Source organism: Streptomyces sp. NPDC029216 (assembly GCF_040648015.1).
Taxonomy (GTDB): Bacteria; Actinomycetota; Actinomycetes; order Streptomycetales; family Streptomycetaceae; genus Streptomyces.
Genome location: NZ_JBEZWL010000054.1, coordinates 1 through 20,237 on the forward strand (window position 1 = coordinate 1; position 20,237 = coordinate 20,237).

Annotated in this window: 19 protein-coding genes and 6 pseudogenes; 11 read left to right on the plus strand and 14 right to left on the minus strand. The window is 73.1% G+C overall.

What is annotated here, in order from left to right:
* Nucleotides 1-523 (minus strand): annotated as a pseudogene (locus AB0F18_RS20210) (hypothetical protein); the annotation flags it as partial.
* A gap of 836 nt (nt 524-1,359) precedes the next feature.
* On the opposite strand from AB0F18_RS20210, the gene AB0F18_RS20215 reads away from it, so the two are divergent.
* Nucleotides 1,360-1,854, plus strand: a complete 495-nt coding sequence (locus AB0F18_RS20215; RefSeq protein ID WP_362062533.1) for a DUF4232 domain-containing protein — start codon at nt 1,360-1,362, stop codon at nt 1,852-1,854.
* Nucleotides 1,855-2,062: 208 nt separating this feature from the next.
* Here AB0F18_RS20215 and AB0F18_RS20220 read toward each other — a convergent pair whose 3' ends face one another.
* Complete coding sequence (locus tag AB0F18_RS20220; RefSeq protein WP_362062536.1) at nt 2,063-5,461, minus strand: BTAD domain-containing putative transcriptional regulator; 3,399 nt, start codon at nt 5,459-5,461, stop codon at nt 2,063-2,065.
* 226 nt (nt 5,462-5,687) lie between these two features.
* Here AB0F18_RS20220 and AB0F18_RS20225 point away from each other — a divergent pair, with 226 nt between their 5' ends.
* The 4 genes from AB0F18_RS20225 to AB0F18_RS20240 all read left to right on the plus strand — a co-directional run bounded on the left by AB0F18_RS20225 (nt 5,688) and on the right by AB0F18_RS20240 (nt 8,304).
* Nucleotides 5,688-6,392, plus strand: coding sequence for a hemerythrin domain-containing protein (locus AB0F18_RS20225; RefSeq protein WP_362062539.1), 705 nt, complete (start codon nt 5,688-5,690; stop codon nt 6,390-6,392).
* Entirely contained in the window at nt 6,389-7,312 is a 924-nt protein-coding gene (locus AB0F18_RS20230; RefSeq protein WP_362062541.1) for a pyridoxamine 5'-phosphate oxidase family protein, read from the plus strand. Before AB0F18_RS20225 ends, AB0F18_RS20230 begins: the two co-directional genes overlap by 4 nt.
* Before the next feature lie 41 nt (nt 7,313-7,353).
* Nucleotides 7,354-7,905: an RICIN domain-containing protein gene (locus tag AB0F18_RS20235; protein WP_362062544.1), complete on the plus strand. Its 552-nt coding sequence runs from the start codon at nt 7,354-7,356 to the stop codon at nt 7,903-7,905.
* 231 nt (nt 7,906-8,136) lie between these two features.
* A complete protein-coding gene (locus AB0F18_RS20240) occupies nt 8,137-8,304 on the plus strand; it encodes a hypothetical protein (protein ID WP_362062547.1) in 168 nt (55 codons plus the stop codon).
* Here the strand turns inward: AB0F18_RS20240 and AB0F18_RS20245 are convergent.
* Nucleotides 8,291-8,434, minus strand: coding sequence for a hypothetical protein (locus AB0F18_RS20245; protein ID WP_362062550.1), 144 nt, complete (start codon nt 8,432-8,434; stop codon nt 8,291-8,293). The genes AB0F18_RS20240 and AB0F18_RS20245 overlap by 14 nt on opposite strands.
* 302 nt (nt 8,435-8,736) lie before the next feature.
* Between AB0F18_RS20245 and AB0F18_RS20250 the strand changes: the two genes are divergently transcribed.
* Nucleotides 8,737-9,318 carry an NAD(P)H-dependent oxidoreductase gene (locus tag AB0F18_RS20250; protein WP_362062553.1) on the plus strand — a complete coding sequence of 194 codons (582 nt, stop codon included), beginning with the start codon at nt 8,737-8,739 and terminating at the stop codon, nt 9,316-9,318.
* Nucleotides 9,319-9,848: 530 nt separating this feature from the next.
* On the opposite strand, the pseudogene AB0F18_RS20255 reads toward AB0F18_RS20250, so the two are convergent.
* From AB0F18_RS20255 to AB0F18_RS20265, 3 genes and pseudogenes are all read right to left on the minus strand, one after another.
* Nucleotides 9,849-9,947: pseudogene (locus AB0F18_RS20255) on the minus strand (IS5/IS1182 family transposase); the annotation flags it as partial.
* 279 nt (nt 9,948-10,226) lie between these two features.
* Nucleotides 10,227-10,916: a response regulator transcription factor gene (locus AB0F18_RS20260; RefSeq protein WP_079430956.1), complete on the minus strand. Its 690-nt coding sequence runs from the start codon at nt 10,914-10,916 to the stop codon at nt 10,227-10,229.
* Nucleotides 10,913-12,211, minus strand: coding sequence for a histidine kinase (locus AB0F18_RS20265; protein ID WP_362062556.1), 1,299 nt, complete (start codon nt 12,209-12,211; stop codon nt 10,913-10,915). The genes AB0F18_RS20260 and AB0F18_RS20265 overlap by 4 nt, the downstream gene beginning before the upstream one ends.
* A 183-nt stretch (nt 12,212-12,394) precedes the next feature.
* Here AB0F18_RS20265 and AB0F18_RS20270 point away from each other — a divergent pair, with 183 nt between their 5' ends.
* The 4 genes and pseudogenes from AB0F18_RS20270 to AB0F18_RS20285 all read left to right on the plus strand — a co-directional run bounded on the left by AB0F18_RS20270 (nt 12,395) and on the right by AB0F18_RS20285 (nt 15,086).
* Complete coding sequence (locus AB0F18_RS20270; RefSeq protein WP_362062559.1) at nt 12,395-13,087, plus strand: hypothetical protein; 693 nt, start codon at nt 12,395-12,397, stop codon at nt 13,085-13,087.
* A 168-nt stretch (nt 13,088-13,255) separates the two neighbouring features.
* The gene (locus AB0F18_RS20275) at nt 13,256-13,708 is read left to right on the plus strand and encodes a hypothetical protein (RefSeq protein ID WP_261993330.1); all 453 of its coding nucleotides are present in this window, start codon (nt 13,256-13,258) and stop codon (nt 13,706-13,708) included.
* Nucleotides 13,709-14,179: 471 nt separating this feature from the next.
* Nucleotides 14,180-14,308: pseudogene (locus AB0F18_RS20280) on the plus strand (restriction endonuclease); the annotation flags it as partial.
* Nucleotides 14,309-14,720: 412 nt separating this feature from the next.
* Complete coding sequence (locus AB0F18_RS20285) at nt 14,721-15,086, plus strand: hypothetical protein (RefSeq protein ID WP_362062561.1); 366 nt, start codon at nt 14,721-14,723, stop codon at nt 15,084-15,086.
* Between the two features lie 315 nt (nt 15,087-15,401).
* Here the strand turns inward: AB0F18_RS20285 and AB0F18_RS20290 are convergent, their stop codons facing one another.
* The 8 genes and pseudogenes from AB0F18_RS20290 to AB0F18_RS20325 form a co-directional block, all read right to left on the minus strand.
* On the minus strand, nt 15,402-15,869 hold the full coding sequence (locus AB0F18_RS20290) for a hypothetical protein (RefSeq protein ID WP_362062564.1): 468 nt from the start codon (nt 15,867-15,869) through the stop codon (nt 15,402-15,404).
* Between the two features lie 296 nt (nt 15,870-16,165).
* The gene (locus AB0F18_RS20295; protein WP_362062566.1) at nt 16,166-16,663 is read right to left on the minus strand and encodes a flavodoxin domain-containing protein; all 498 of its coding nucleotides are present in this window, start codon (nt 16,661-16,663) and stop codon (nt 16,166-16,168) included.
* A gap of 49 nt (nt 16,664-16,712) precedes the next feature.
* Nucleotides 16,713-17,153: a putative PEP-binding protein gene (locus AB0F18_RS20300; protein WP_362062569.1), complete on the minus strand. Its 441-nt coding sequence runs from the start codon at nt 17,151-17,153 to the stop codon at nt 16,713-16,715.
* Nucleotides 17,154-17,324: 171 nt separating this feature from the next.
* A pseudogene (locus AB0F18_RS20305) lies at nt 17,325-17,594 on the minus strand (hypothetical protein); the annotation flags it as partial.
* Between the two features lie 69 nt (nt 17,595-17,663).
* A complete protein-coding gene (locus AB0F18_RS20310) occupies nt 17,664-18,113 on the minus strand; it encodes a universal stress protein (protein WP_362062572.1) in 450 nt (149 codons plus the stop codon).
* Nucleotides 18,114-18,234: 121 nt separating this feature from the next.
* A pseudogene (locus tag AB0F18_RS20315) lies at nt 18,235-18,453 on the minus strand (hypothetical protein); the annotation flags it as partial.
* A gap of 209 nt (nt 18,454-18,662) precedes the next feature.
* Nucleotides 18,663-19,349 (minus strand): pyridoxamine 5'-phosphate oxidase family protein, encoded by a 687-nt coding sequence (locus AB0F18_RS20320; protein WP_362062574.1) that lies wholly within the window; start codon nt 19,347-19,349, stop codon nt 18,663-18,665.
* A 5-nt stretch (nt 19,350-19,354) separates the two neighbouring features.
* A pseudogene (locus AB0F18_RS20325) lies at nt 19,355-19,771 on the minus strand (zinc-binding dehydrogenase); the annotation flags it as partial.
* A 131-nt stretch (nt 19,772-19,902) separates the two neighbouring features.
* On the opposite strand from AB0F18_RS20325, the gene AB0F18_RS20330 reads away from it, so the two are divergent.
* Entirely contained in the window at nt 19,903-20,232 is a 330-nt protein-coding gene (locus AB0F18_RS20330; RefSeq protein ID WP_362062577.1) for an MBL fold metallo-hydrolase, read from the plus strand.
* Nucleotides 20,233-20,237 lie beyond the last annotated feature (5 nt).

Sequence of the window (20,237 nt, forward strand, 5' to 3'; positions counted from 1 at the left end):
GCCGGGGCCGGGGCCGGGGCCGGGGCCGGGGCCGGGGCCGGGGCCGGATCAGGAGCAACAGCGGCGGGCGGTGCGGGCGCCGCGTACGGGTTCGGGGCGGGTGCGGGCCGTGCGGCAGGCACCCGACCTCGGCGGCGGCCGCCGGTGCGGCGGCGCTCTGCTGGGCCAGGAGGGCGGCGACGGCCCGGCCGACGCCGACGCCCTGGCCGTGCGCGGCGGTCAGGAACCCCGCGACGTGGGCGAACGAGAGCTTCGTGGACAGGAAGGCGTTGACGGCCGCCTTGGTCAGGTCGGCGGTCACGAGTTCGGTGGACAGCAGCACCACCCCGGCCTCCAGCCAGCCGGCCCAGACCCGTCGGGCGATGCTCTCCACCACGGTCCGGTCGGCGTCCGGCGATCCCAGGACGAGCCGGGCGGGGCGCAGTGTCGTCTCCATGGACAGCGCCTCGCGCAGGAAGTCCGGGCTCCAGCCCACCCGCAGCCGCACCCCGTCCGGTGCCTCGGCGGCCGCCAGGGTTGCCAACCGCGGAGAGCGTCGAGGGCTTCGTGGGTGAAACCGCCCGGTTGGCGGACGAGCTGGGCCAGGAGATGTGCTGAAGGGCTGCGGCGGACTCAGGCGAACGCGCGGCATCCGGTCGCCGACGCGGGGTCGGCCTCGTCCGGACGGACCAGATCCAGGGCCTCCTGCGTCCGGTCCGCCCGAAGCAGGATATCGGCCCGCGCCCGCAGGCCGTCGCGCCACCCAGTCGCGACGAAGGGCACAGCCCTCCTCGGCGGCCGTGGGTAGGTTGCCAGTGGGTGCCCTTACGCTCGCCTCCCTGAACGTGGACGATCTTGAGTGGCAGACGAGGGAACATCTCCGCGACCTCTACGCCCAAGACCAAGGCGTCAAGCGCTCATGCGGCTCGGCGGACCGCCCGCCATTCCATCTCGGGGCGCCTCCTCGGCAGCAGCGAGAACGGCAGCGTCGGAGTCGGCGTGGCGGACACCGACCCAGCGGGCGGCCTGGTCGGGGCCGAGAGGGACGTGCCGGTCCAGTAACGGGCTCGGCGCCGGCCCAGGGCCGCGACCTGATCGCGGGGGACGTCGGGGAAGCCCACATCCCCGCAGAGGTAGACCAGGAGCCCAGCCTCATCGAGGTCGACTGGTTCCGGCAGCGGCAGCGTGCAGAGGCGGTGCCGAAAGGCCGCAGGGACGCCGGACCGGTAGGATGAACCTCGGCGAGAAATCCGGGCACGTTTCCCGGTCGGTCCGCGCTGCACAGAGCCGGATACCGACCCCCCGGTCCCTTGACTGTCACCGGATGGACATCGGTGCGCCGAAACCGCGTATTCCTTCGCTGACACGGGAGTTGGCGACATGAGCAACGTCCTGACCCGGGCCGCGACCATCGCTTCCGCAGCCCTCCTGGCAACCACCGGCGCCTTGGCCGGCGCAGCCCAGGCGTCGGCCCTGCCAAGGACCCCGACCTGCCATGTGGCCGACCTGGACCTGGCCGTCGGCGAGCCTGACGGCGCGGCGGGGTCGCTCTACTACCCGATCCTGTTCACCAACACATCGCCCCAGACCTGCGCCTTGCGCGGATACCCGGGCGTCAGTGTCGTGGACGTACGACACCGCCAGATCGGCACCTCGGCGATCCGCACCGGCGAGGCGGTGGAGACGGTGTCCGTGGTCCCGAGTGAGACCGTGACCGCCGTTCTGCGCACCAACAGCCCGGGCGTGGCGAGCTGCCGGCCGACCGCGACGTACGTCAAGGTCTACCCACCGAACAGTTTCCAGGCCGAGGTGATCCCCTACCACCTGCGGGTATGCGGAGCCTTCGAGATAAGCCCGGTGCAGGCCTCTGAATGACCGCCGAGGCCGGGCGACTGGGCTGGGCTGGGCTGGGCCGGCGAACCGATGCGTACGTCATGGATTTCGGCCTTCCAGGTAGGCGAGAAGCTCGCGTGAGGCCGTGCACACTCGACGACCTTCATCGGGCCGACCACTCGTCCCGTTCGGCGACCCCGGTCCTCAATGCCATGGTCCCTCCTGGAGACGCCTGAGATTTGCCGGCCCGTCAGGGCGCGAAGACTCGGCGTCGCCTCCGTGCCGCGGCCAGTTCCGCGGCGGCACGGCGGGCGGATGCCGCGTGCAGGGAGGAGTTCCAGGCCAGCGCGACGCGTTCGGCGCGCGCGTACGCGTCGGCCGCCGCCGCCTCCTCGCCGAGCAGGCGGTACAGGTCCCCCAGCGGGTGGGCGAGCGGCCGGGTGGCGTAGGCCCCGCCCGCCGCGCCCCCGAACTGGTCCTGGAGCGGCAGCAGATGCCCGGCCAGCAGGCCGGCCGTGATGGTGTCCCCGCACAGGACGGCCAGTTCGCTGCGGTAGTCCAGTTCGACGCCGTACAGGTGGTCCGTCACCGGCAGGGCCGGGAAGCGGATCTCGCGGGCCTCGTCCAGCCGGCCCTGGCGGGCCAGGAGGAGGGCGTGCGCCACGGCCACCGGCGCGCCGACCGCCTCGTGCACCTCGCGGACGCTGCGTTCGATGTCCGCCGTCCGCCCCTGGGTGAACCGGATCGTCCACAGGCCCAGCGTGCGCGGACCGTTCGCGTGGTGCGCGCCCACCCGCCGGAACAGCTCGTCGGCCTGGGCGTAACGCTCCTCCGCCTCCGTGAACCGTCCCTCGACGGCGGCGAGCATGGCCCGGGTGGTGACGTTGATGCCGCGCGCCCAGAGCATGCCGTACCGGTCGGCGAGGTGCAGCCCCTCCCCCGTGTGACGGCGGACACCCGCCGGGTCGTTGCGGGTGGCGGCCGTCATGGCGTCCAGGTGCTCGCACACCCACCGGTACGCGGGCAGGTCGTGCTCGGCGGCGAGGAGGCGCAGCCGGGCGACGAGGGGGTCCCGCGCCCCGGCCTGCCGTTCGTGCGGCAGCAGCTTGGCCGAGGTCATCAGGGCGGAGGCCAGCAGCCGGGGCTCCCCTGAGGAGTCGGCGAGCGCCAGCTGCGCGTCGGCCGCCTCACGGGCGCGCGCGGCGTCCTCGCCGGCCACCGCGTCCGCCAGCACCTGGAGCACCCGGGCCCGGGTCGCCTCGTCCAGCGCCCGGTCCCCGGCGAGCCGCTCCAGCCGGGCCAGCGCCGTCCGGTCGAAGAGCCCTTCCAGCCGGGTGCGCCAGGGCGAGGGCTCGGTCCACGCTCCGTAGACCGCGGCGACCAGGTCGTCACGGTTGGCCCGTACCGCCAGGTCCGCGGCCCGCTGCCGGGTGTGGCGCGCCGCGTCGGTGGCGCCGGCGCGGACCTGGGCGCCGAGCAGGCGCACCAGCAGGGCGATACTCGCGTCGGGGTCGGCGTACGGGTCGGCGGTGGCCGCCGCGTGCACGTCGAGTGCCTGCGCGAGCAGCCCGACGGCCACGTCGTGCGCGTACCTGCGTTCCGCCTGCTCGGCCGCGCGCAGGGCGTAGTCCACGGCGAGCGGGGCGTTCACGGACCGGCCGGAGCGGGCGAAGTGGTGGGCCAGCGCCGCCAGGTCGTCGGGGCGGTGGCGGCGCAGGACCGCGGCGACGCGGTCGTGCAGCCGGGCGCGGCGCACGCCGGTCAGGTCGGTGTAGACGGTGTCGCGCACCAGGGCGTGCACGAAGCCGACCCGGCCCGGGCCCGGCTCCGTGAGCAGGTCGGCGGCGAGCGCGGCGTCGAGCCCTTCGAGGACCGTTTCCTCGTCCGTGTCGGCCGCCTCCACCAGCAGCGCCGCGTCCGTTTCCGCGCCCATGACGGCCACGAGGCGCAGGGCGGCGAGCGCGGCGTCGGGCAGCAGGGCCAGCCGCCGGCGCAGGACGTCCCGGACGCCTTGGGGGACCTCGGACAGGGCGACCAGGGCGCCTTCGCTGTCCAGGAGGCGGGCGCTCTCCCACACGTAGAACGGGTTGCCGCCGGTGCGCGCGGCGATCGCGGCCACGGTGTCCGGCGAAGCGGGGGTGCGGCAGACCGCGGCGACGACGGTGGCGACGGCGTCGGCCGGAAGCCCGCCCAGCGCGATCCGGTGCGGGGTCCGAGGGGCGAGCTGGGCGAGGGTCTTCGCCAGCCGGTCGCCGGCCTCCGCCGGGCGGTAGCAGCCGACGGTGAGGAGCGGCACGCCGGTGACCGCGGCGGCTGCCTCCAGCAGCGCCAGCGTCTCCCCGTCGGCCCGGTGCAGGTCCTCCAGGAGCACGGCGAGCGGCCTGCCGTCGGCCGCGGCGGAGAGCCAGGCGGCGAACGCCCGGTGCATGCGGAAGCGGCCGGCCGTGGCCTCGTCCCGGGTGGCGGCGGGTGCCGCGTCCGGTTCGTGCAGCAGGACCGCCAGTTCGGCCGGGGCGGCGGGTGCCTGGCGGGCGAGTGCGCCGAGTGCCTCGACCCAGGCCCAGGCCGGGGGCGCCCCTTCGTATTCGGGGCAGCGTCCGACCACCACCGTCCAGCCGTCACCGGCCAGCCGGTCGGCGAACCGGGCGAGGAAGGCCGACTTCCCGGCCCCCGCCTCTCCGGTGACCAGCATCAGTCCTCCGCCCGCACGCGCGGCGCGGGCGGCGGCCTCGGCGGTGCGCAATTCCCGGGCCCGCCCCAGGAACGGCCGCGCGGCCTCGGCCCCGGCCGTCCCCGGCGGCGGCGTCCGTACCTCGGCAGCGGCTACATGCACACCGGCCGCGTGCGACACGTCGAGGCCGCCGGACGGGTCGGTGCCCGGTGACGTCCCGGCGCGCAGGGCGTCCAGGCGCTGCTCCAGGAGGGCTTGCTCGACGCCGGTCAGGACGGGCGACGGATCGCAGCCCAGCTCCTCCCGCATCACGGCCCGCGCGCGGCGCAGCACGGCCAGCGCATCCGCCTGGCGCCCGCAGGCCCAGTGCGCGAGCGCGAGCAGCCGCCATCCCTCCTCGCGCAGCGGCTCCGCCTCGACGAGGGCGGCGGCCGCCCGCGCGGCCTCGGCCGGGGGCCCGGCGCGCAAGTCGGCCGCGACGGCGAGCTCGCGGGCGTCCGCCAACAGGGCGGTCAGCCGGGCTGCTTCGGGTGCGGCCCATTCCTCGTCGGCGTGTTCCTGGAAGGCCGAGCCCCGCCACCAGGACAGCGCCTCGGCCAGCAGCTCCCGGGAGCGGGGGGCGGCGGCCCGCCGGGCCTGCTCCAGCCGGGATTCGAAGTGCCAGGCGTCCACGGCCTCGTCCGGCAGCCGGAGGGCGTATCCCGGCGCACAGGTGACGAGCACACCGGCGGGGGCGCGCGGCGGCCGCTCCGGTTCCAGGAGGCGGCGCAGGTTGGACACGTAGGCGTGCAGGGAGGCGGTGGCCTTCGCGGGCGGGGTGCCGCGCCACAGATCCTCGGCGAGCCGGTCGACCGAGACCACCGCGCCCCGGGCGGCGAGCAGCCCGGCGAGAACGGCCCGCTGCCGGGGGGCTCCCAGGGGGACCGGCCTGCCTTCCGACTCGGCTTCCAGGGGGCCCAGCACTCGTATGCGCAACACGTCGGCGAATCTACCGGAGATGACTGGAACGATCACTGGACGACGGGTAAACGTACCTGCTCAGAGGGTGTTTGAGGAAGGGACGGAACGTCGGGGCGGCAGCGTCGGAGGCACGGACTCCGCGTGCCCGCCAAGCCACCGCCAAGTGGGGGCGCAGTGAACGCCAAGCGGCGCTCGGCACGCTGCTCCCGCCCGTTCCGCCATCGATCACCCGGAGCATTCGAGCGTGTCCCACAGCAGCACCCCCAGCCCCTCCCCCGGGCGCCCGTACACCCACGAGATGGTCGTCGTGCACCGCGTCTTCCGGCGCGAGTCGGCCCTGCTTCCCCGCTTGGTGCGGGCCGTGCCCGAAGGCGCGACGGAGCGGGCCGCGATCGTCGGCGCGCACCTGGCCGAGTACGTCACCGGGCTCCACCACCACCACAACGTCGAGGACGAGACGATCTGGCCGCTGCTGCGCGGGCGGGCCGAGGCGGTCGCCGAGGGCACGGACATCGTCGTGCGCATGGAGGAGCAGCACGCTCGGATCGACCGGAGCCTGGCCGAGGTCACCGACCGAGCGCCCGCCTGGCAGCGGAGCCCCGGCCGGGCGGCTGCCGAGGAGCTCGCAGGGGCCCTGGAGGAGCACCGGTGCGCTCTCCTGGAGCACCTCGACGACGAGGAACGGATGGTCCTGCCCTTGGTCGAGGAGCACCTGTCGGTTGCCGAGTGGGACGCGGTGGGCCGCCGGGGCATGGAGACGGTTCCCAAGGACAAGCTCCTGCTGGCCCTCGGCGCTCTCCTCGAGGACACGGACCCGCAGGAGCGGGCCTACTTCCTGGACAGGGCACCCCTGATCGGCCGCCTGATGTGGCGGGCCTTCGGCCGGCGCCAGTACGCCGCCGCGTGCCGCACCCTGCGCGCCCCGCTTGACGGTGGGGCAGCCCGGTGAGCGTCCTCGCGTCGGCGCCGCTCGACGTCTTGGACGCCTACCGCACCTGCGAGTTCGCCACCCTGGGCAAGGACGGCACCCCGGCTGCCTGGCCGACGGCGGTGAAGCGCAGGCCGGACGGCACGCTGCTGCTGACCACCTCCCTCGCGTTCGCGCAGAAGGCGTTCAACATCCGCCGGGACGGCAGGGTCGCCCTGCTCTTCTCCGATCCGACGGGCAGCGGGCTCGACCCCGCCCCGCAGATCGCCGTCAGCGGCCGCGCCGCGTGCCCCGACGAGATCATGACGGGGCCCCAGGGAGCCGAGGACTACTGGAGCATGCTTTTCGTACGCCAGCCGCACAGCCGGGGGTACGTCCGGGCTCCGATGCGGCCGCTGATGGACTGGTACTACCTGCGGCTGCTGATCACCGTCGAGCCGGAGCGCGTGGACGTCCGGCCGCCCCTTGCGGAACTGGCGGTGCCGACGGCGCAGGCCTCCGCGGCCGCTGCCGCGCTGCCGGGCGCCGCCCGGCTGGGCAGCTTCCCGACGGCCGTCCTGGCCGCCCGGGATGCGGCCGGCGCGCCCGTGCTGGCCAGAACCCGGACCGTCGCGGGGCCTGCCGGGTACCGGATCGTCATACCGTCCCACTGCGCCGTCGTACCGGGCCCGGCCTCGCTCCTGGTGCACCGGCACGACGCACTGCTGAACCGTATGTACAACGCTCTTGTGCGGGGCGAACTGCGCCGGTCGGCAGGGGAGTTCGTACTGGTGCCGTCGCAGGTGGTGGAGCCCATGGGCTCGGGCGCGGCCCGCGACGCGGTGACGGTCCTGCGACGGGCCAGGCGCTCCACCGACCGCTATCTGGAACGCCGGGCACTGCCCAGGCCGAAGGTGCGCTGGGACCTGTTCCGGGACTTGGCCCGGCCGCACCACGGATGACAGCGCCCGCTAGCCCACCCCCTCCCCCTCTTGGAGAACCCATGCTCGACCGCTTCCCTCCCGCCCGCCGGACGCTCGGCGTACTCGTCGCGGCCTCCGCCGCCTTCACCCTCGCGGCGGGACCGGCGAGGGCCAACCCCGTCCCCAACCACGACTACGCGTACGAGATCCGGCCGATGCACGTCTCCGGCAAGTGCCTGGAGATCGCTGACTGGCGCACCGACAACGCGGCGCCCGCCCGGCTCTGGGATTGCACCGGTCAGCCGAACCAGCAGTGGCGAATGGTCGTGGACCGTACGTACCAGACCCGCTACGCCATCAGGAACGTCCACAGCGGCAAGTGCCTCCAGATCGGCAACCTGGCCAGGATCAACGGCGCCCACGTCAACCAGTGGGACTGCAACGGCAGTCCCAACCAGCGCTGGAGCCGTACCGACCGCAATCCCGACCTGATCGTGGGGGAAGGGTTCAACGGCGGACCGGCCCTGTGCCTCGACGTGACCGACTGGCAGACCCACAACGGCGCGGGCGTGCAGATCTGGGACTGCCGCCCGGCCGCCAACCAGACGTGGGTGTGGAACATCAAGCTGTGACCGGCGGAACCGCCTGATCCGATCGGACACATTCGTCCGCTGATAGAAGACGCCCCGTCCTTGAATTCGACCCCGGCGGCGTCCCGCGGAGGCTGTCCGGCCAGGGCAGCGCGACCCACCCGCAGCCGGCCCGGCCCAAGCCAGCACCACTCCACCCTCACGGGCGCGTGTCCGGCGCCATCAGCCGGCGTACTCACCGGCCGGCTGGTCGTCGCCCTTCCCGAGGAACTCGTGCAGCCACTCGTCCGGGGCGTCTACTGGACCAACCAGCCCCACATCCAGGCCCTCCAGGGCCTGGACCGACCGATGGGGCCCCGGGCCCGCCGCCGGCGCAGCGCGGCGCCACCCCAAGCACTCGCCGAACAGCAGCGCAGCACCGTCCACATCACCGAACGGTGAAGTACTGCCCGCCGCCCTCGACCGCGTCATCCGCGACGTCCCAGCCACGGGCTTGGGCGGCGCGGATGCCGGTGGTGACGTGGCAGGCGGGCGGGGCGGCGCGGGAGATCACATACAGGGTCTTGGTCACCCGGTCAGTCCACAGCGCCCGGCGAGCGCCCGCAGGTGTTTCGGTGCTTCCGGCTCCCAGCAGTGGGGATCCTGGACCAGTTGGTGCGTACGCGGACGCCTGGAGCTCCGGCCAGGTCGAAGGACAGGTCACCCCGACGGCGCTTCCGTAAGGCTTCGGAGGCGGCGTCTGAAGCCAGTACTGATGAACGCGCTGCTGCGGCCAAGCGAGACGCAGGGAGTTGGCTGGACCGCACCCGGAAATACCGCGGGGTCGGGCGGGGTTGGACGTGGCGTCTTCGACAGCGACAACTGGAGCCTCACGTGACCCGTTCGTTCCTCTTTCTCCTAGCCAGCGCCAGACCGGACGGCAACACCGAGCAGTTGGCTCGGGCCGCAGCGGAGCAGCTCCCGAGCGACACCGAACAGCGGTGGCTGGACCTGGCACAACTGCCGCTGCCCAACTACGTCGACGCACGGCACGCCGACGTGCCATGGCCGGAGCAGGAGAACGAGGAACTGCTGCGGCAGGCAACGCTCACCGCCACCGACATCGTGATCGCGTCGCCGCTGTACTGGTACTCGCTGTCTTCTCACGCCAAGCGCTACTTCGACTACTGGTCGAAGTGGCTGAGCACCCCGGCCCCGGGTTTCAGGACGAAGATGGCGGGTCGCACTCTGTGGGGCGTGACGGCGATGGCGCATCGAGAGGAGATCGTCGCAGAACCGCTGGTGCTCACCCTGCACCACACTGCCGCATACATGGGTATGCGCTTCGGCGGCGTGCTGCTCGGCAACGGCACCCGGCCGGGGCAAGTACTCGACGATAAGCGAGCCGCAATTCGCGCCAAGACCTTCTTCGCCGAGGATGCGCCATTCGCCCGCTTCCCGTATGAGGAGGAGTGACACGGCCGGCCGCCTCGGCTCTTTCGATGGTTCCTGGCATAGTCGCGACCATGCTGGCGGTCTGCTCAACTGCTGGGCCACGCAGGCGTCCATTCCAGGTTCCGCTGGGAGACATCGTCACCTCCGCCTCCGCGCGACGTAGCGTGCCGTCTCGTCCGCCAGGAGCTGGACAACGATCCGCAGCCCCCCGAGTACCGGCAGGCTTGCACGAGGGCCGGCCATCGTCTGGCTGTCGTCACCGCTGACGCTGCGCTGTGCCCTCCGCGTTGTGTTCGTCGGGCAATTGCTCTTACCGGGGTTCCTCGGTACGGCGGGCCGCCGCTCACCTCGTTGCCGTGCCCAGCAGGCCGGAAGCCCGCCGTGGGGTAAGCCTGAGAGGGCCGTCCCGTCCGGACGCGCTCAAGGACCCAAGAAGGTCAAGGAAGAGGCTGAGAAGATCACCGGCCCAGGCAAGACCTCCCAGCAGGGCAGCGCGCACTCGGCGCCCACCGTCCAACGCGGGGCCGCCGCCAGTGCCGACCCAGCCCGACGAGGGCCTCGTGCAAACCCGGCGCCCACCCCGCCAGGACCTCGACGGTCTCGTCGACATACCTCCAGGCCGTGGCGGTTGAGACCCCGAAACCCGCCGCGCGCACGTCCCGCAGGTCGCAGTGGCCGAACAGCTGCTGCTCCTCCGCCACGGAAGGCACGCTGCCGCAGTCCAGCGCCGCGCACGGAGCCTCCTCGATCACTGCCACCGGATACGGGAGGACCAGGCGCCCCTCCTCCAGCACCGCGTGCCGCAGCGGGACGAAGAGCTGCTCCTGAGTGATCACCGTTGCTCCTCGTCTGTCCTGCCGCGCTCCCTTTCCCTGGTCGGCTACCCCGTCGCGGGCCTGCGAAAGGCCTTGACGGGTCCGCACGCCGGTTCACGGCTCCGGGGTGGCCAGCCCCGTCTTCCAGGCCCATGCCGCGATGCCGACACGGTTCGCGGTCTTCAGCTTGGTCTGGATGTTGGCGATGTGGGTCTTCGCGGTTCCCGGCGAGATGAAGAGCTCGGCGGCTATCCGGGCATTGGTGTGGCCGCGGGCGATGAGGCGGACGATCTGGCGCTCGCGGTCGGTCAGCGGATCCGCCGCGCGTGCCTCCGCCGGCGGGGAGGCGGTGGCCGGGAGTGACGGGGCCGTGGTGAGCCGGCGCAGGAGGCGGACGGTGATCTGCGGGCTGATCAGCGCGTCACCGGCCATGGCCGCCCGGACGCCCTCGATCAGCAGGGTGGGCCCGGAGCGTTTGAGGAGGAAACCACTGGCGCCGTGGTGGAGGGCGGTGTGCACGTACTCGTCCAGGTCGAAGGTGGTCACGACGATGACCCGGGTGGGATGCGGGGCGTCAGGACCGGCGAGGCGGCGGGTGAGCTCAAGGCCGTCGAGCCGCGGCATGCGGATGTCGGCCAGGACGACGTCCGGCCGCAGGCTCCGGGCCAGCTCCAGGGCCGTGGCTCCGTCGGCGGCCTCGCCGACCACGGTCATGTCGGGCTGTGAGTCCAGGACGAGACGGAAGCCGCTGCGGACGTCGTCCTGGTCGTCGGCCAGCAGGATGCGGATGGGGGCGTGGTTCACGACGGGGTCTCCGCCGCCACGAGGTCGCCTGTCGGCTCCGACGCCTGGGACTCCGACGCCAGGGGCAGCACGGCGACGAGCCGCCAACCGCCCTCGCCGCAGCGCCCGTACGTCAGCGTGCCGCCCGTGGCCCGTACGCGCTCGCGCATACCGCTCAGGCCGCGTCCGCCGTGGCCGTCCCCCGGCCGCCGCATGCTCGTACGCGGGCCGGACCGCTCGGCGTGCCGCCCGCTGCCGCCGTCGTCGCACACCTCGACCTGGAGCGTGGGCGCGCCGTCGAGGGTACGGGCGGGGGTGAGGGACACCTCGACCCGCGAGGCGCCGGGGGCGTGGCGGCGGACGTTGGTGAGGGCTTCGACGACCACCCGGTAGGCCGTCGAACCGGCGGCCCGCGAGAGCCCGTCCGTGGCTCCGGGCGCCACGTGAAGGTGCGCCACCGGGGCCGCGCCCGCGGAGGAGAACTGCGCGACGAGAGCGGGCAGCCCGTCCACCCCGGGCAGCGGCTCGACACCGCCGGCGCCCGGCGGCCGGGTATCACCGCCGTCCGCTTCGTGGAGTGTCTTCACCATCCGGTCCATCGACGCCAGCGCGCTGAGCCCGGCCGCCTCGATGCGCTCCAGCGCCGACAGCGCCTGGCCGGGATCCGCCTGCGCCACGAAACGTGCCGCCTGCGCCTGCGCCACGATCCCGCTGACGTCGTGAGCGACGAAGTCATGGAGGTCACGGGCGAGTTCGAGCCGCTGGGAGCGACGGGTCTCGACGACCAGGCGCTGCCGCCGGTGCTCCATCAGCCGCGGATAGCCCCCGATGACAACCGCACCCAGTACGGGCAGGGACCAGAACGCCGCCGCGCCGGCCAGCGAGAGCAGCGTGGGCTCCGGAAGCAGGGGCAGGGTCCACGCCGCCACCGCCGCACCCGCCGGTACGACCGCCCCCACCGCCTGCCGCAAGGGGACCCAGCGGGCCGCGACGACGAGAAGCACCAGCAGGAGGACCACTTCCACCAGTCGCGCCCATGACGCGTCGGGTTCCGTGGGCGGGGCAGCGACGGCGGTGGTGGCCAGGGACAGGACTCCGGCGAACGCGAGGGGCGGGGCGAGGCGTTCGCGCGAGCGGGGCCAGCCGGCCAGGACCCACAGCAACGTCGTGGCGGTCGCGATCGCCGACGTGGCCCCGTAGGGCCCCGACAGGCCGCCGTGCACGACGGCGACGGCCCCGAGCGCCGTACACCCCGTCACAACGGCGGCCGCGGTCAGGATGACGTCTCGGTGCCCGAAGTCCTTGATATTCCCCACGTCTTGATCCTACGGGTGGGGTGCAGGGCCGGTCCCTCTGCCGAACGGCATAGGGGGAAGGACCTGCCGGGGCGGGAGATCCGCTGATCGGCAGATGGTCCGCCCGCCGCCACCGCGGCGAGGGTGGAACCTGTCACCGAAACCACGGCCGCCGTCGGGCGGTCGCCGACCAAGGAGCCCTGTATGCCCGCCCTCCTCTCCACCCCGCGCCGCCGGATCGCCGCCGGGGCGGTCGCCGCCGCGACGGTTTTCGCCGCGCTGAGCGGACCGTCCTCCTTCGCCTCGGCCACGGATGCGGCCTCCGCATCCGGCTCCGCACCGGCATCCGCGTCCGCGTCCGCGTCCGCGAACAAGCCGGGCGGCCCGGCCAAGGTCAGCGGGCAGGGACGGATCTTCTACACCTACGCGCCCGACGACGACATCCGTTTCACGGTGGATGCGACCGCGGCGCCCTTCAGCCGGCCCGTCGACACGTTGCCGAAGGGCATGCCCACCGACGCCCGGGGCACGGTCACCATCTCCCACTGGGTGGCCGAGACGAACGAGACCCGGACGGCGGAGGCGGCCGTGGACTGCCTGGTCACGGGCGGCGATACGGCGACGCTCACCGCTGTGATCACCAAGTCGGTCGACCCCGAAGAGATCGGCACCCGTTACGGGTTCAGCGTCAAGAGCGGAGGCCCGGGCCGCGGCCGGTTCTCCTTCAGCTGGGGCGTCGGCAATCTCGACGTCGTCGACGGCAAGCCCGTCATGCCCAGGGTCGGCACCTGCATGGCCCCTGCCCCCTTCGCACCGGTCACCGAAGGAGGCTTCAAGGTCACGCACGCGGACCTGCCCGCACTGCCGGCCGGATGGCAGCCCGGCGCGGGCCGGTGACAGCACGGAAAGACGGTCCGGAAAACGGCACGGAACAGACAGCAGAGGCAGAGGATCACAGACGTCATGGCACTTCCGACGACGACCCGCCCCCCGTCCACGAGACCGGACCGGCCGGTGGTTTCCCGTCCGATCCGGTGGGCAGCGCACGCTGCCGCCCTGAGCCTGGTGCCTTCGGGCCTGTGGCGCTGCGCGGTGGCCCTCGGCATGCCCTCCGGATTCGGCGAGGGAAATGAGCTGCACGAGGGCAACTTCCCGGGGTGGACGTCCCTCTACCTGATCGCGCTGAGCGTCTTCGCCGAATGCCTGGGACTGCTCACCCTGGGCCTCATCCGGCCGTGGGGCGAGAGAGTGCCCCGCTGGATACCGGTTCTCGGGGGCCGGCGGATCCCCGCCCTGGCAGCGGTGGTCCCGGCCTCGGGGGGAGCGGCGGTGCTCACCGCGATCACGACCCTGGCGGCGTGTGGCGGGTGGAACGAGGAGATGCGTGCCGCCGATGCACCCAAGGGCGCGTCCGCCTGGCTGATGACCGCCTGCTACCTCCCGCTGCTGGCCTGGGGCCCGCTCCTGGCCGTGGTCACGATCGCCTACTACCGCCGTCGGCGCAGGGAGGAAGACTGACGGCGGCGTACGGGCGGGTGCCGACCCCAGCCAGGGGGACGGCACCGGCCCGCGGTCGGGGGACCTCAGCCGGTACCGCCCGGCCTCGCCGTGCAGCCGCTCCCAGGCCGCCGTGAACATCTCGTGCAGCGGTGCGGTCGGCAGGATCCGCCCGAACGGGGAGTGGATCCGGTTGCTCCACAGCGGCCGCACCAGGTGCGTCGCCAGCTTCGCGGTTTCCAAGGGCAGGTGCGGGGCCTTCAGCTCGGTCCAGTCCCCGGGCAGGAACACGGTACGGCCCGCCCGTGCCCGCTTTGCCTCCGCCACGGCGAGTTCAGCTCCTGCCGACGGGCTTGGATCAGCCAGGAAACATGCTCGACGAGCTCGTGCGGGACGTCGAGCGTAGAAGAATTCCCGGCCGGGAAGCCGTCTGATTGGTGTGGTCACCCAGGGGCCGGCGCCGATGCATGTCGGCGAGGATCGCAACGCCCTTTCGCCCGCTCCCAGCGACTCCATCTGGTCGACCGCCACCTGCTCGCCCGGTGGGCCGCCGGCTCGACTCCGCTGTGGGAACTCCTGGGCGCGGTTCCCTCTCCCCGCCGTCCCGCCTCCGGGTCCTGATCCCAGACGAGCACGGTGGCGTCAGGTGAACGTTTGGTCAGGAACGTCGCGCGTGCGCCGTGGCCTCCTCAACGCCCGCCCGGTCGCGGCCACGGCCACGGCCTCGTCCGAGGCACTGCTGCCGGCCAGGGTCAGCCAGTCCGGGCGTTCCTCGGCCGGGCTGCGGGGCCCTATCGGTTCCGGCTGGTGATCGAGGACGTAACGGGAGGTTTTTGTCGGGTCGGCGCCCCCACGACGGCGCGGCCGAGCCGTCCCCGGCCGCCGGGAGCCGCTGAAGCAGCTCGCCGGTGCCCCTACCCGGATCCTGAGCGGTCAGGCTATTTTTGGCCGGATGCAGCCACAGCAACCTTCTACGCCCGACACCCCCGCCTCGACGTACCCCGTGCAGCCCGGCGGGCGCACGAGGACCGTAGTGCTCTCCCTCGTCGCCGGGCTCGTGCTCGGCGCTGCGGGGGTGGGCGCCGCCTGGGCGATGAGCGCCGGCTCCAACTCCCCTGCCGGCGAAACGTCGGCAGCAGATGCGCGCGCCGCCTGCGAGGCGCTCGACGGGTTCGATGCGGGGAAGTACACCGAGAAGGGTCCTGCCGGCGAGATCGCCGTCAACCGCTATGCGGCAGCCGGGGCACTCTCTGCGTCGGCGGCAGCAGGCGACGCGAAGTACAAGGAACTCGCACAGGCCATTCGTCGCTCACAGGATCGTCACGCCCAGGTCTTCGACTTCGACGCGACGGCGAAGAAGGACTTGGACCAGGCTCGGGAGATCTGCCGCGGCCTGTAGCTCGGCTGGGCCCCCACGGGCGCCCTCCGAGGCCGAGATAGGTGCCGGCCCCGGCTGCAGCGGTGAGGTGGGCGAGCCACTCGGATCGGTCGGTCCGGGCGGGCAGGACGCTTCCGGTCAGGACGCGGTCTGTCCAGCCGAGGAGGAGAAAGTCACGGGGAAGAGGTCGGGCCAGAATTCGGAGGCGTCGCGTCGGCCCTCACTGGTCGTAGGCCCATGCCCGGCCGGTCTGGCGGTACTCCTCGACAGGGATGGGCGCGCCGCCAGCCCGCATCCGCGCGGTGTAGGGGAAGGGGCGTCGCGCACTTCGAGCCATCATCTGGCCGCCGGGCAGGCACGGCCAGATCCGCTCGCGGCGGCGCGCCGTCGGCTCATGGCAGAGCCGATCCGGGCCCGTTGACTGCCGCCCGGGCCAGTCCTACCGGCGCCGGCCGCGACGTGCTCGATGTACGTCTCCAGCGGCTGGAAGCCCCACGCTGCCCGTAGCACCTCGACCTCGTCCGGGTTCGCCACCGGGTACGGGACGAGTGCCCTTTGGGCGTCGAGGATCCGCAGGCGTACGAAGAGCAGGGCATCGGCCGCGAGGGCGATCCCGCACAGCGCGTCGGCGTCGAGGCCGATGGTGTTCACGGCGATGTCGGAGGTGGTGGGAGGGGCGGGCGCCGCGTCGCCGTGGTCGTCCACCCATGCTCGGACGGTGTCGCCCCTTCGGGAGCCGGCCGGGACGGGGATGGTCTGCTCGTGAGCGGTGCCCGCCGGGTAGTGCCAGGTGGCGGGGGCCACGGTCACGGTCGGGCGTCGGCTGAGTCAGCGGCCACGTACCGGTCCCGGCAGTGGTGGTGGCCGTCGTGGGATGCCGGTGGAGGGCGGTCTCCGCTGCGGCGCGGCTGCCGTCGTCCCATACGGCCCGGCCGACCAGGACGCCGCAGAGTGCGGCCAGTAGGCAGGCCAGGCCGAAGGCGGTGTGCAGGCGGGTGCGGGTGCGGTTGGCGTCCCGCCTGAGCGGGTTGGCGGCCATACGTCTGGTCCGCTGGTGCGTTGGGTGCCTTCGCGTGTCCGGTACGGAGCCGCCCGCCCGGTCAGGCTGCGAGCTCGGCGCTGATGTGGTGGGCCCAGGTCCGGATGCGTTCGGGGTTGCGGTAGTCGCCGCCCTTGCCTTCGTGGAGCAGGGCCTTGGCGAGGAACCCCGGGGTGCGGGCGGTGACGCTGCCGCCGAAGGTGATGTGCTCGCGGGCGCCCACCAGCTGCATCTGCCGGGCGACGGCGGCGACCGGCGGGATGTCCCGCTCCTCGGCGGAGCGGTCGAGTGGGCCGCTGCTGAACATCCAGACGGGGCGGTGCCGCAGCAGGTCGGCGTTGCGTTCCGCGCAGCGCCTGGCCTTGCCGCTCCAGTGGCCCGCGTAGAGGGCGCCGCCGAGGACGACCGCGTCGTAGTCGCGGACGTCGTCGACGTCGTCAGCCGGCAGGACGACCGCGTCGAGGCCGTCCTCACGGAGGGCCGTGCCGATCTGTTCGGCGATGCCGGCCGTGGCTCCGTGCTCGGTGCCGTAGGCGACCAGGACTCGCTTGGTGGTCATGGTGTTTGCTCCTCGTCCTGTGCTCCGGGATGTGTGAGCGGGGCTGGTCTCACTGTCGCGCGGGAGGCCGCTTGTCCGCTTGGGCCATGCGACTCTCGGCCGGGGCCGTTCGGCCCTCCCCGTACCGGCGTTCCTCACCCGCGGCGACGTGCTGCTCGAAGGGGAGGGAAGCTGTCGGGGCGACGGAGATCGAGTCGATCCCGACGCCGACGCCGACGAGGAAGGCGGCGAAGGCGGGGGCGTTCTCGTCGAACACGTCGGCGAGGGCCTCGGAGTCCCGGTCCACCCCCAGGGTGAGCTGGGTGAGGTCGTTGCTGCTGATGGAGAAGCCGTCGAAGCGCTCGCCGAAGTCCTGGGCGAGCGAGATGTTGGCGGGGATCTCGGCCATCACGTAGACCTTGAGCCCGCTCTCGCCCCACCGGAGCCCTTCGGCGGCCATGACGTCGAGGGCCTCGTCGGCCTCCAGCAGGGTGCGGCAGAAGGGGATCATGCGGCGCGCTTCGTGATCGGTTCCCAGTCGGGGTCCGTGAGCGAGGTGACCAGCACGACACCCGCGGGGAGGCGGTCCAGGTCGACGGGGGTGTCCAGGAGTGAGACGGAGCCGGCACCGACGCCCTCGCCGACGGCGAGCCCTCCGCGAGCACCTCGCCGGGCAGGCCTGTCAGGCGGCAGCGGCGCAGGGTCGTGGTCCGGCGGCGGGACTGCACCGTCTCGGGGCGGGCCTGGACGATCGCCGGCTCGCCGGTGATGCCGTCTTGGCCCACTCCCGGTCCATCGGGCAGCCGTGGTGCTCCTCGACCGCGACGGCCCACTCAGCGGGCCGGCGCGCCTCGGCGTCGGTGGCGTCGGTCAGGACGCGGCGGTCCTGCTCCTCGGCGCTGGTGTCGACGGTGTCGGTGAGGCCGCCCTCCGCGTAGACGGCCTTGCGGCGCCTGGCCCCGCCACTGACGTCGTTGACGGGAAGGACGGGGGACCCGGGGTTGCCGCACGGCGGGCGGGCTCACGTGACAGGCACGTCCTGCCGGACGATCGTTACGGGGCACGGGGCGTGGAGTGCCACCTGCTGGCTGACGGAACCGAGCAGCGCACGACGGAAACCACCGCGCCCACGGCTGCCCACGACCAGCATGTCGGCGCCGTCGGCAGCGTCCACCAGGACCTCCGCCGGGTGGCCGTGCACCAGGCGCTCCCGCACCAGCGATGCGCCCTGTTCTCCGAGTACGGTGCGGACCTCGTCGATCAGACGCTTCTGGGCGTCTTCCTCGTCGAAGGTCGCGTCCACCGCGGGGGCCGACCATGACGCTTCGCCGGGGACCTCCCAGGCAGTGACGGCCTCCACCGTTCCGCCGACGAGGCCGGCGTACCGCACCGCCCAGCGCAGCGCGGCCTGGGACGAGGGCGACCCGTCGACGCCCACCACGATCCTGGCTGCCTCACGTTGCGTGTCCACGCCCTTCACCCCTTTCACTCTCGATTCCAGCGTGTGCGCGGTACGGGGACACCTCCACAGGAGCGAGGCGGAACCAGCGTTCCTGACCTGGGGCGACCGTTGCGTCGTCGGCGGCGGGGGCGAGTCCCACGATGCCGCGCTCGGCGAGGGCGGAGGGTGCTGGCCATGGCACCGAGATGGATGCCCTCGCCGGTGGTGCGGCCTTGAACGTCGGTGATGTCGCCGAGCAGGGCTTCCAGGTCTGGCGCAGGTGGTACGCCATTGTTCTCGCTCAGAGCTCGCCGTCTAAGGCGTACCCGCGCCGGGCGAAGAGCCCGGCGAGTTCGGCGGGACGGAAGAGGTCCTGGTGGAAGCGCAGGGGCGTACGCCGTCCAGCCGGGGCCGGCCGTCCAGCAGCTCCCGGTATTCGTCGACGGCGTCGAACGGGCGTGCGCCCTCGCCTGGGCGCCTTGGCGCCCACTGGATGAGGCAGCCGTTGAAGGCTTCCTTTCGCGCGGCCGCGTGGCGGACCGCCGGGGCGAGTAGGACGGCGTCGGTGTCGAAGGGCACTCATGGCGCGTGCACCACACGACGGCCGGTGAGCCGGACGGGGTCGAGTTTCATCCAGTGGGTACGGGGGCCGCCGGCCCAGGGGTGGGAGCGGGCGGTGGCGGTGAGGTGCCGGATCTCTTGGGGGTCGGTGACGGCCCGCAGTTCGCCCACGGCGAGGACGCTCCAGCCGCCGGCGGTGACGTCGTCGATGTTGTCGATCTCGAAGGCGATCTCCGTGCCCGCCGCCCGGGCCGCGAGGGTCTCCGCGGCGGTGCGGAAGGCGATGGTGGTGCCGGCGACCGTGTAGTTGACCGGGAGGACGGCCGGGCCCTCGGGGGTGAAGACGGCGATGCGGCCCACTCCGTGCGTGCCCAGCAGCTCCCGGCACTCTTCCTCGTCGAGGGGGGCCAGCACGGTGTCGCGGCGGGCGGTGGCCCGGCCGCGCACCCGGCCGGCGTTCGCGCCGGTCAGGTCGTCGACCGTGACACCGAGGACGTCGGCGATCCGCACGAGGAGGCCGACGGCCGGGCTGGCAGTGTTCTCCTCCAGGTAGGCGATGTAGTTGCCGTCGGCTCCGCACTGCCGGCCCAGCTCTTCACGGCTCAGGCCCAGGGCTACGCGGCGGGCCGCCAGCCGGCGGCCCAGGTCCGTGCGACCGGCCGTGGCGCCGGACTGCGGGTGCGGGGTAGGGGGGATGCTCTTCATGGCGATCACTGCTCCCTGGGCGGCACGGCGACCGCGTCGTGCTGTGGGCCTCCGAGGACGACCTTGAGCGCGCCGGTGTCGGCGGCGCGGGAGAAGACGTCGTACGCCTCCTCCACCTCGTCCGGCGCGAAGCGGTGGGTGACCATCACGGCGCCGGGCAGCATGCCGGCGGCCATCATGGGCGGCAGGAGGACGGCCGGCTTGCCGTGGACGCCAATATCGGCGACCCGGCTGCCGGGACGCACCCTGCGGGTGCACATCCCGAACGCCTCGGGCACCCCGACCGCCTCGATGAACACGTCCGCGCCCAGTCCTCGGGTCAGGTCCTTGACCAGCTTCTCCGGAGCCTCCTGAGCACTGGCGGTGGCGCCGAGGTCGCGGGCGGCGGCGAGCCGGGACACGTGGAGGGCGAGTGCCTTCATGGCGCGGCCTTCTCTCTGTGTGCGGTGCGGAGGTGGGCTCACCGCCAGGCTCTGCCCGCGTCCCACTGTCCCGCTTGGGCCGGTCGGTCCCCACCGGGGACCGGTAGGGCCCCTCCCGTCCGGCCGGGCCGGTGAGCAAGTTCCTGGTCGAGAGCGGCCATGTCCGGGTCCTCGTCGACTGCGGGCTCTTCCAGGGTGGCGCGGAGCTGCGCCGCCGCAACTGGGACAAGCTGCCTTGCGATGCCGCCGACATCCATGCCGTCGTCGTCACCCACGCCCGCCTGGACCACTGCGGCTATCTGCCGCGCCTGGTCCGGCACGGCTGGCCCAAGCACCGGCCCGCCAGACCCTCTACGACGGTGAAGTTCTTCGACCCGGTCCCCGTCGGCAGCGAGGTCGAGATCACCGTCGGGACCAGGCTCACGCTCCACCGCGGCGGCCACTTCCTCGGCTCCGCGTAGGCCTG

Bases quoted from the DNA above. Each gene is read 5' to 3' on its own strand.
- AB0F18_RS20215 (WP_362062533.1), top strand. From the start codon at position 1,360: ATGAGCAACGTCCTGACCCGGGCCGCGACCATCGCTTCCGCAGCCCTC.
- AB0F18_RS20235 (WP_362062544.1), top strand. From the start codon at position 7,354: ATGCTCGACCGCTTCCCTCCCGCCCGCCGGACGCTCGGCGTACTCGTC.
- AB0F18_RS20270 (WP_362062559.1), top strand. From the start codon at position 12,395: ATGCCCGCCCTCCTCTCCACCCCGCGCCGCCGGATCGCCGCCGGGGCG.
- AB0F18_RS20295 (WP_362062566.1), bottom strand. From the start codon at position 16,663: ATGACCACCAAGCGAGTCCTGGTCGCCTACGGCACCGAGCACGGAGCC.
- AB0F18_RS20300 (WP_362062569.1), bottom strand. From the start codon at position 17,153: ATGATCCCCTTCTGCCGCACCCTGCTGGAGGCCGACGAGGCCCTCGAC.
- AB0F18_RS20320 (WP_362062574.1), bottom strand. From the start codon at position 19,349: ATGAAGAGCATCCCCCCTACCCCGCACCCGCAGTCCGGCGCCACGGCC.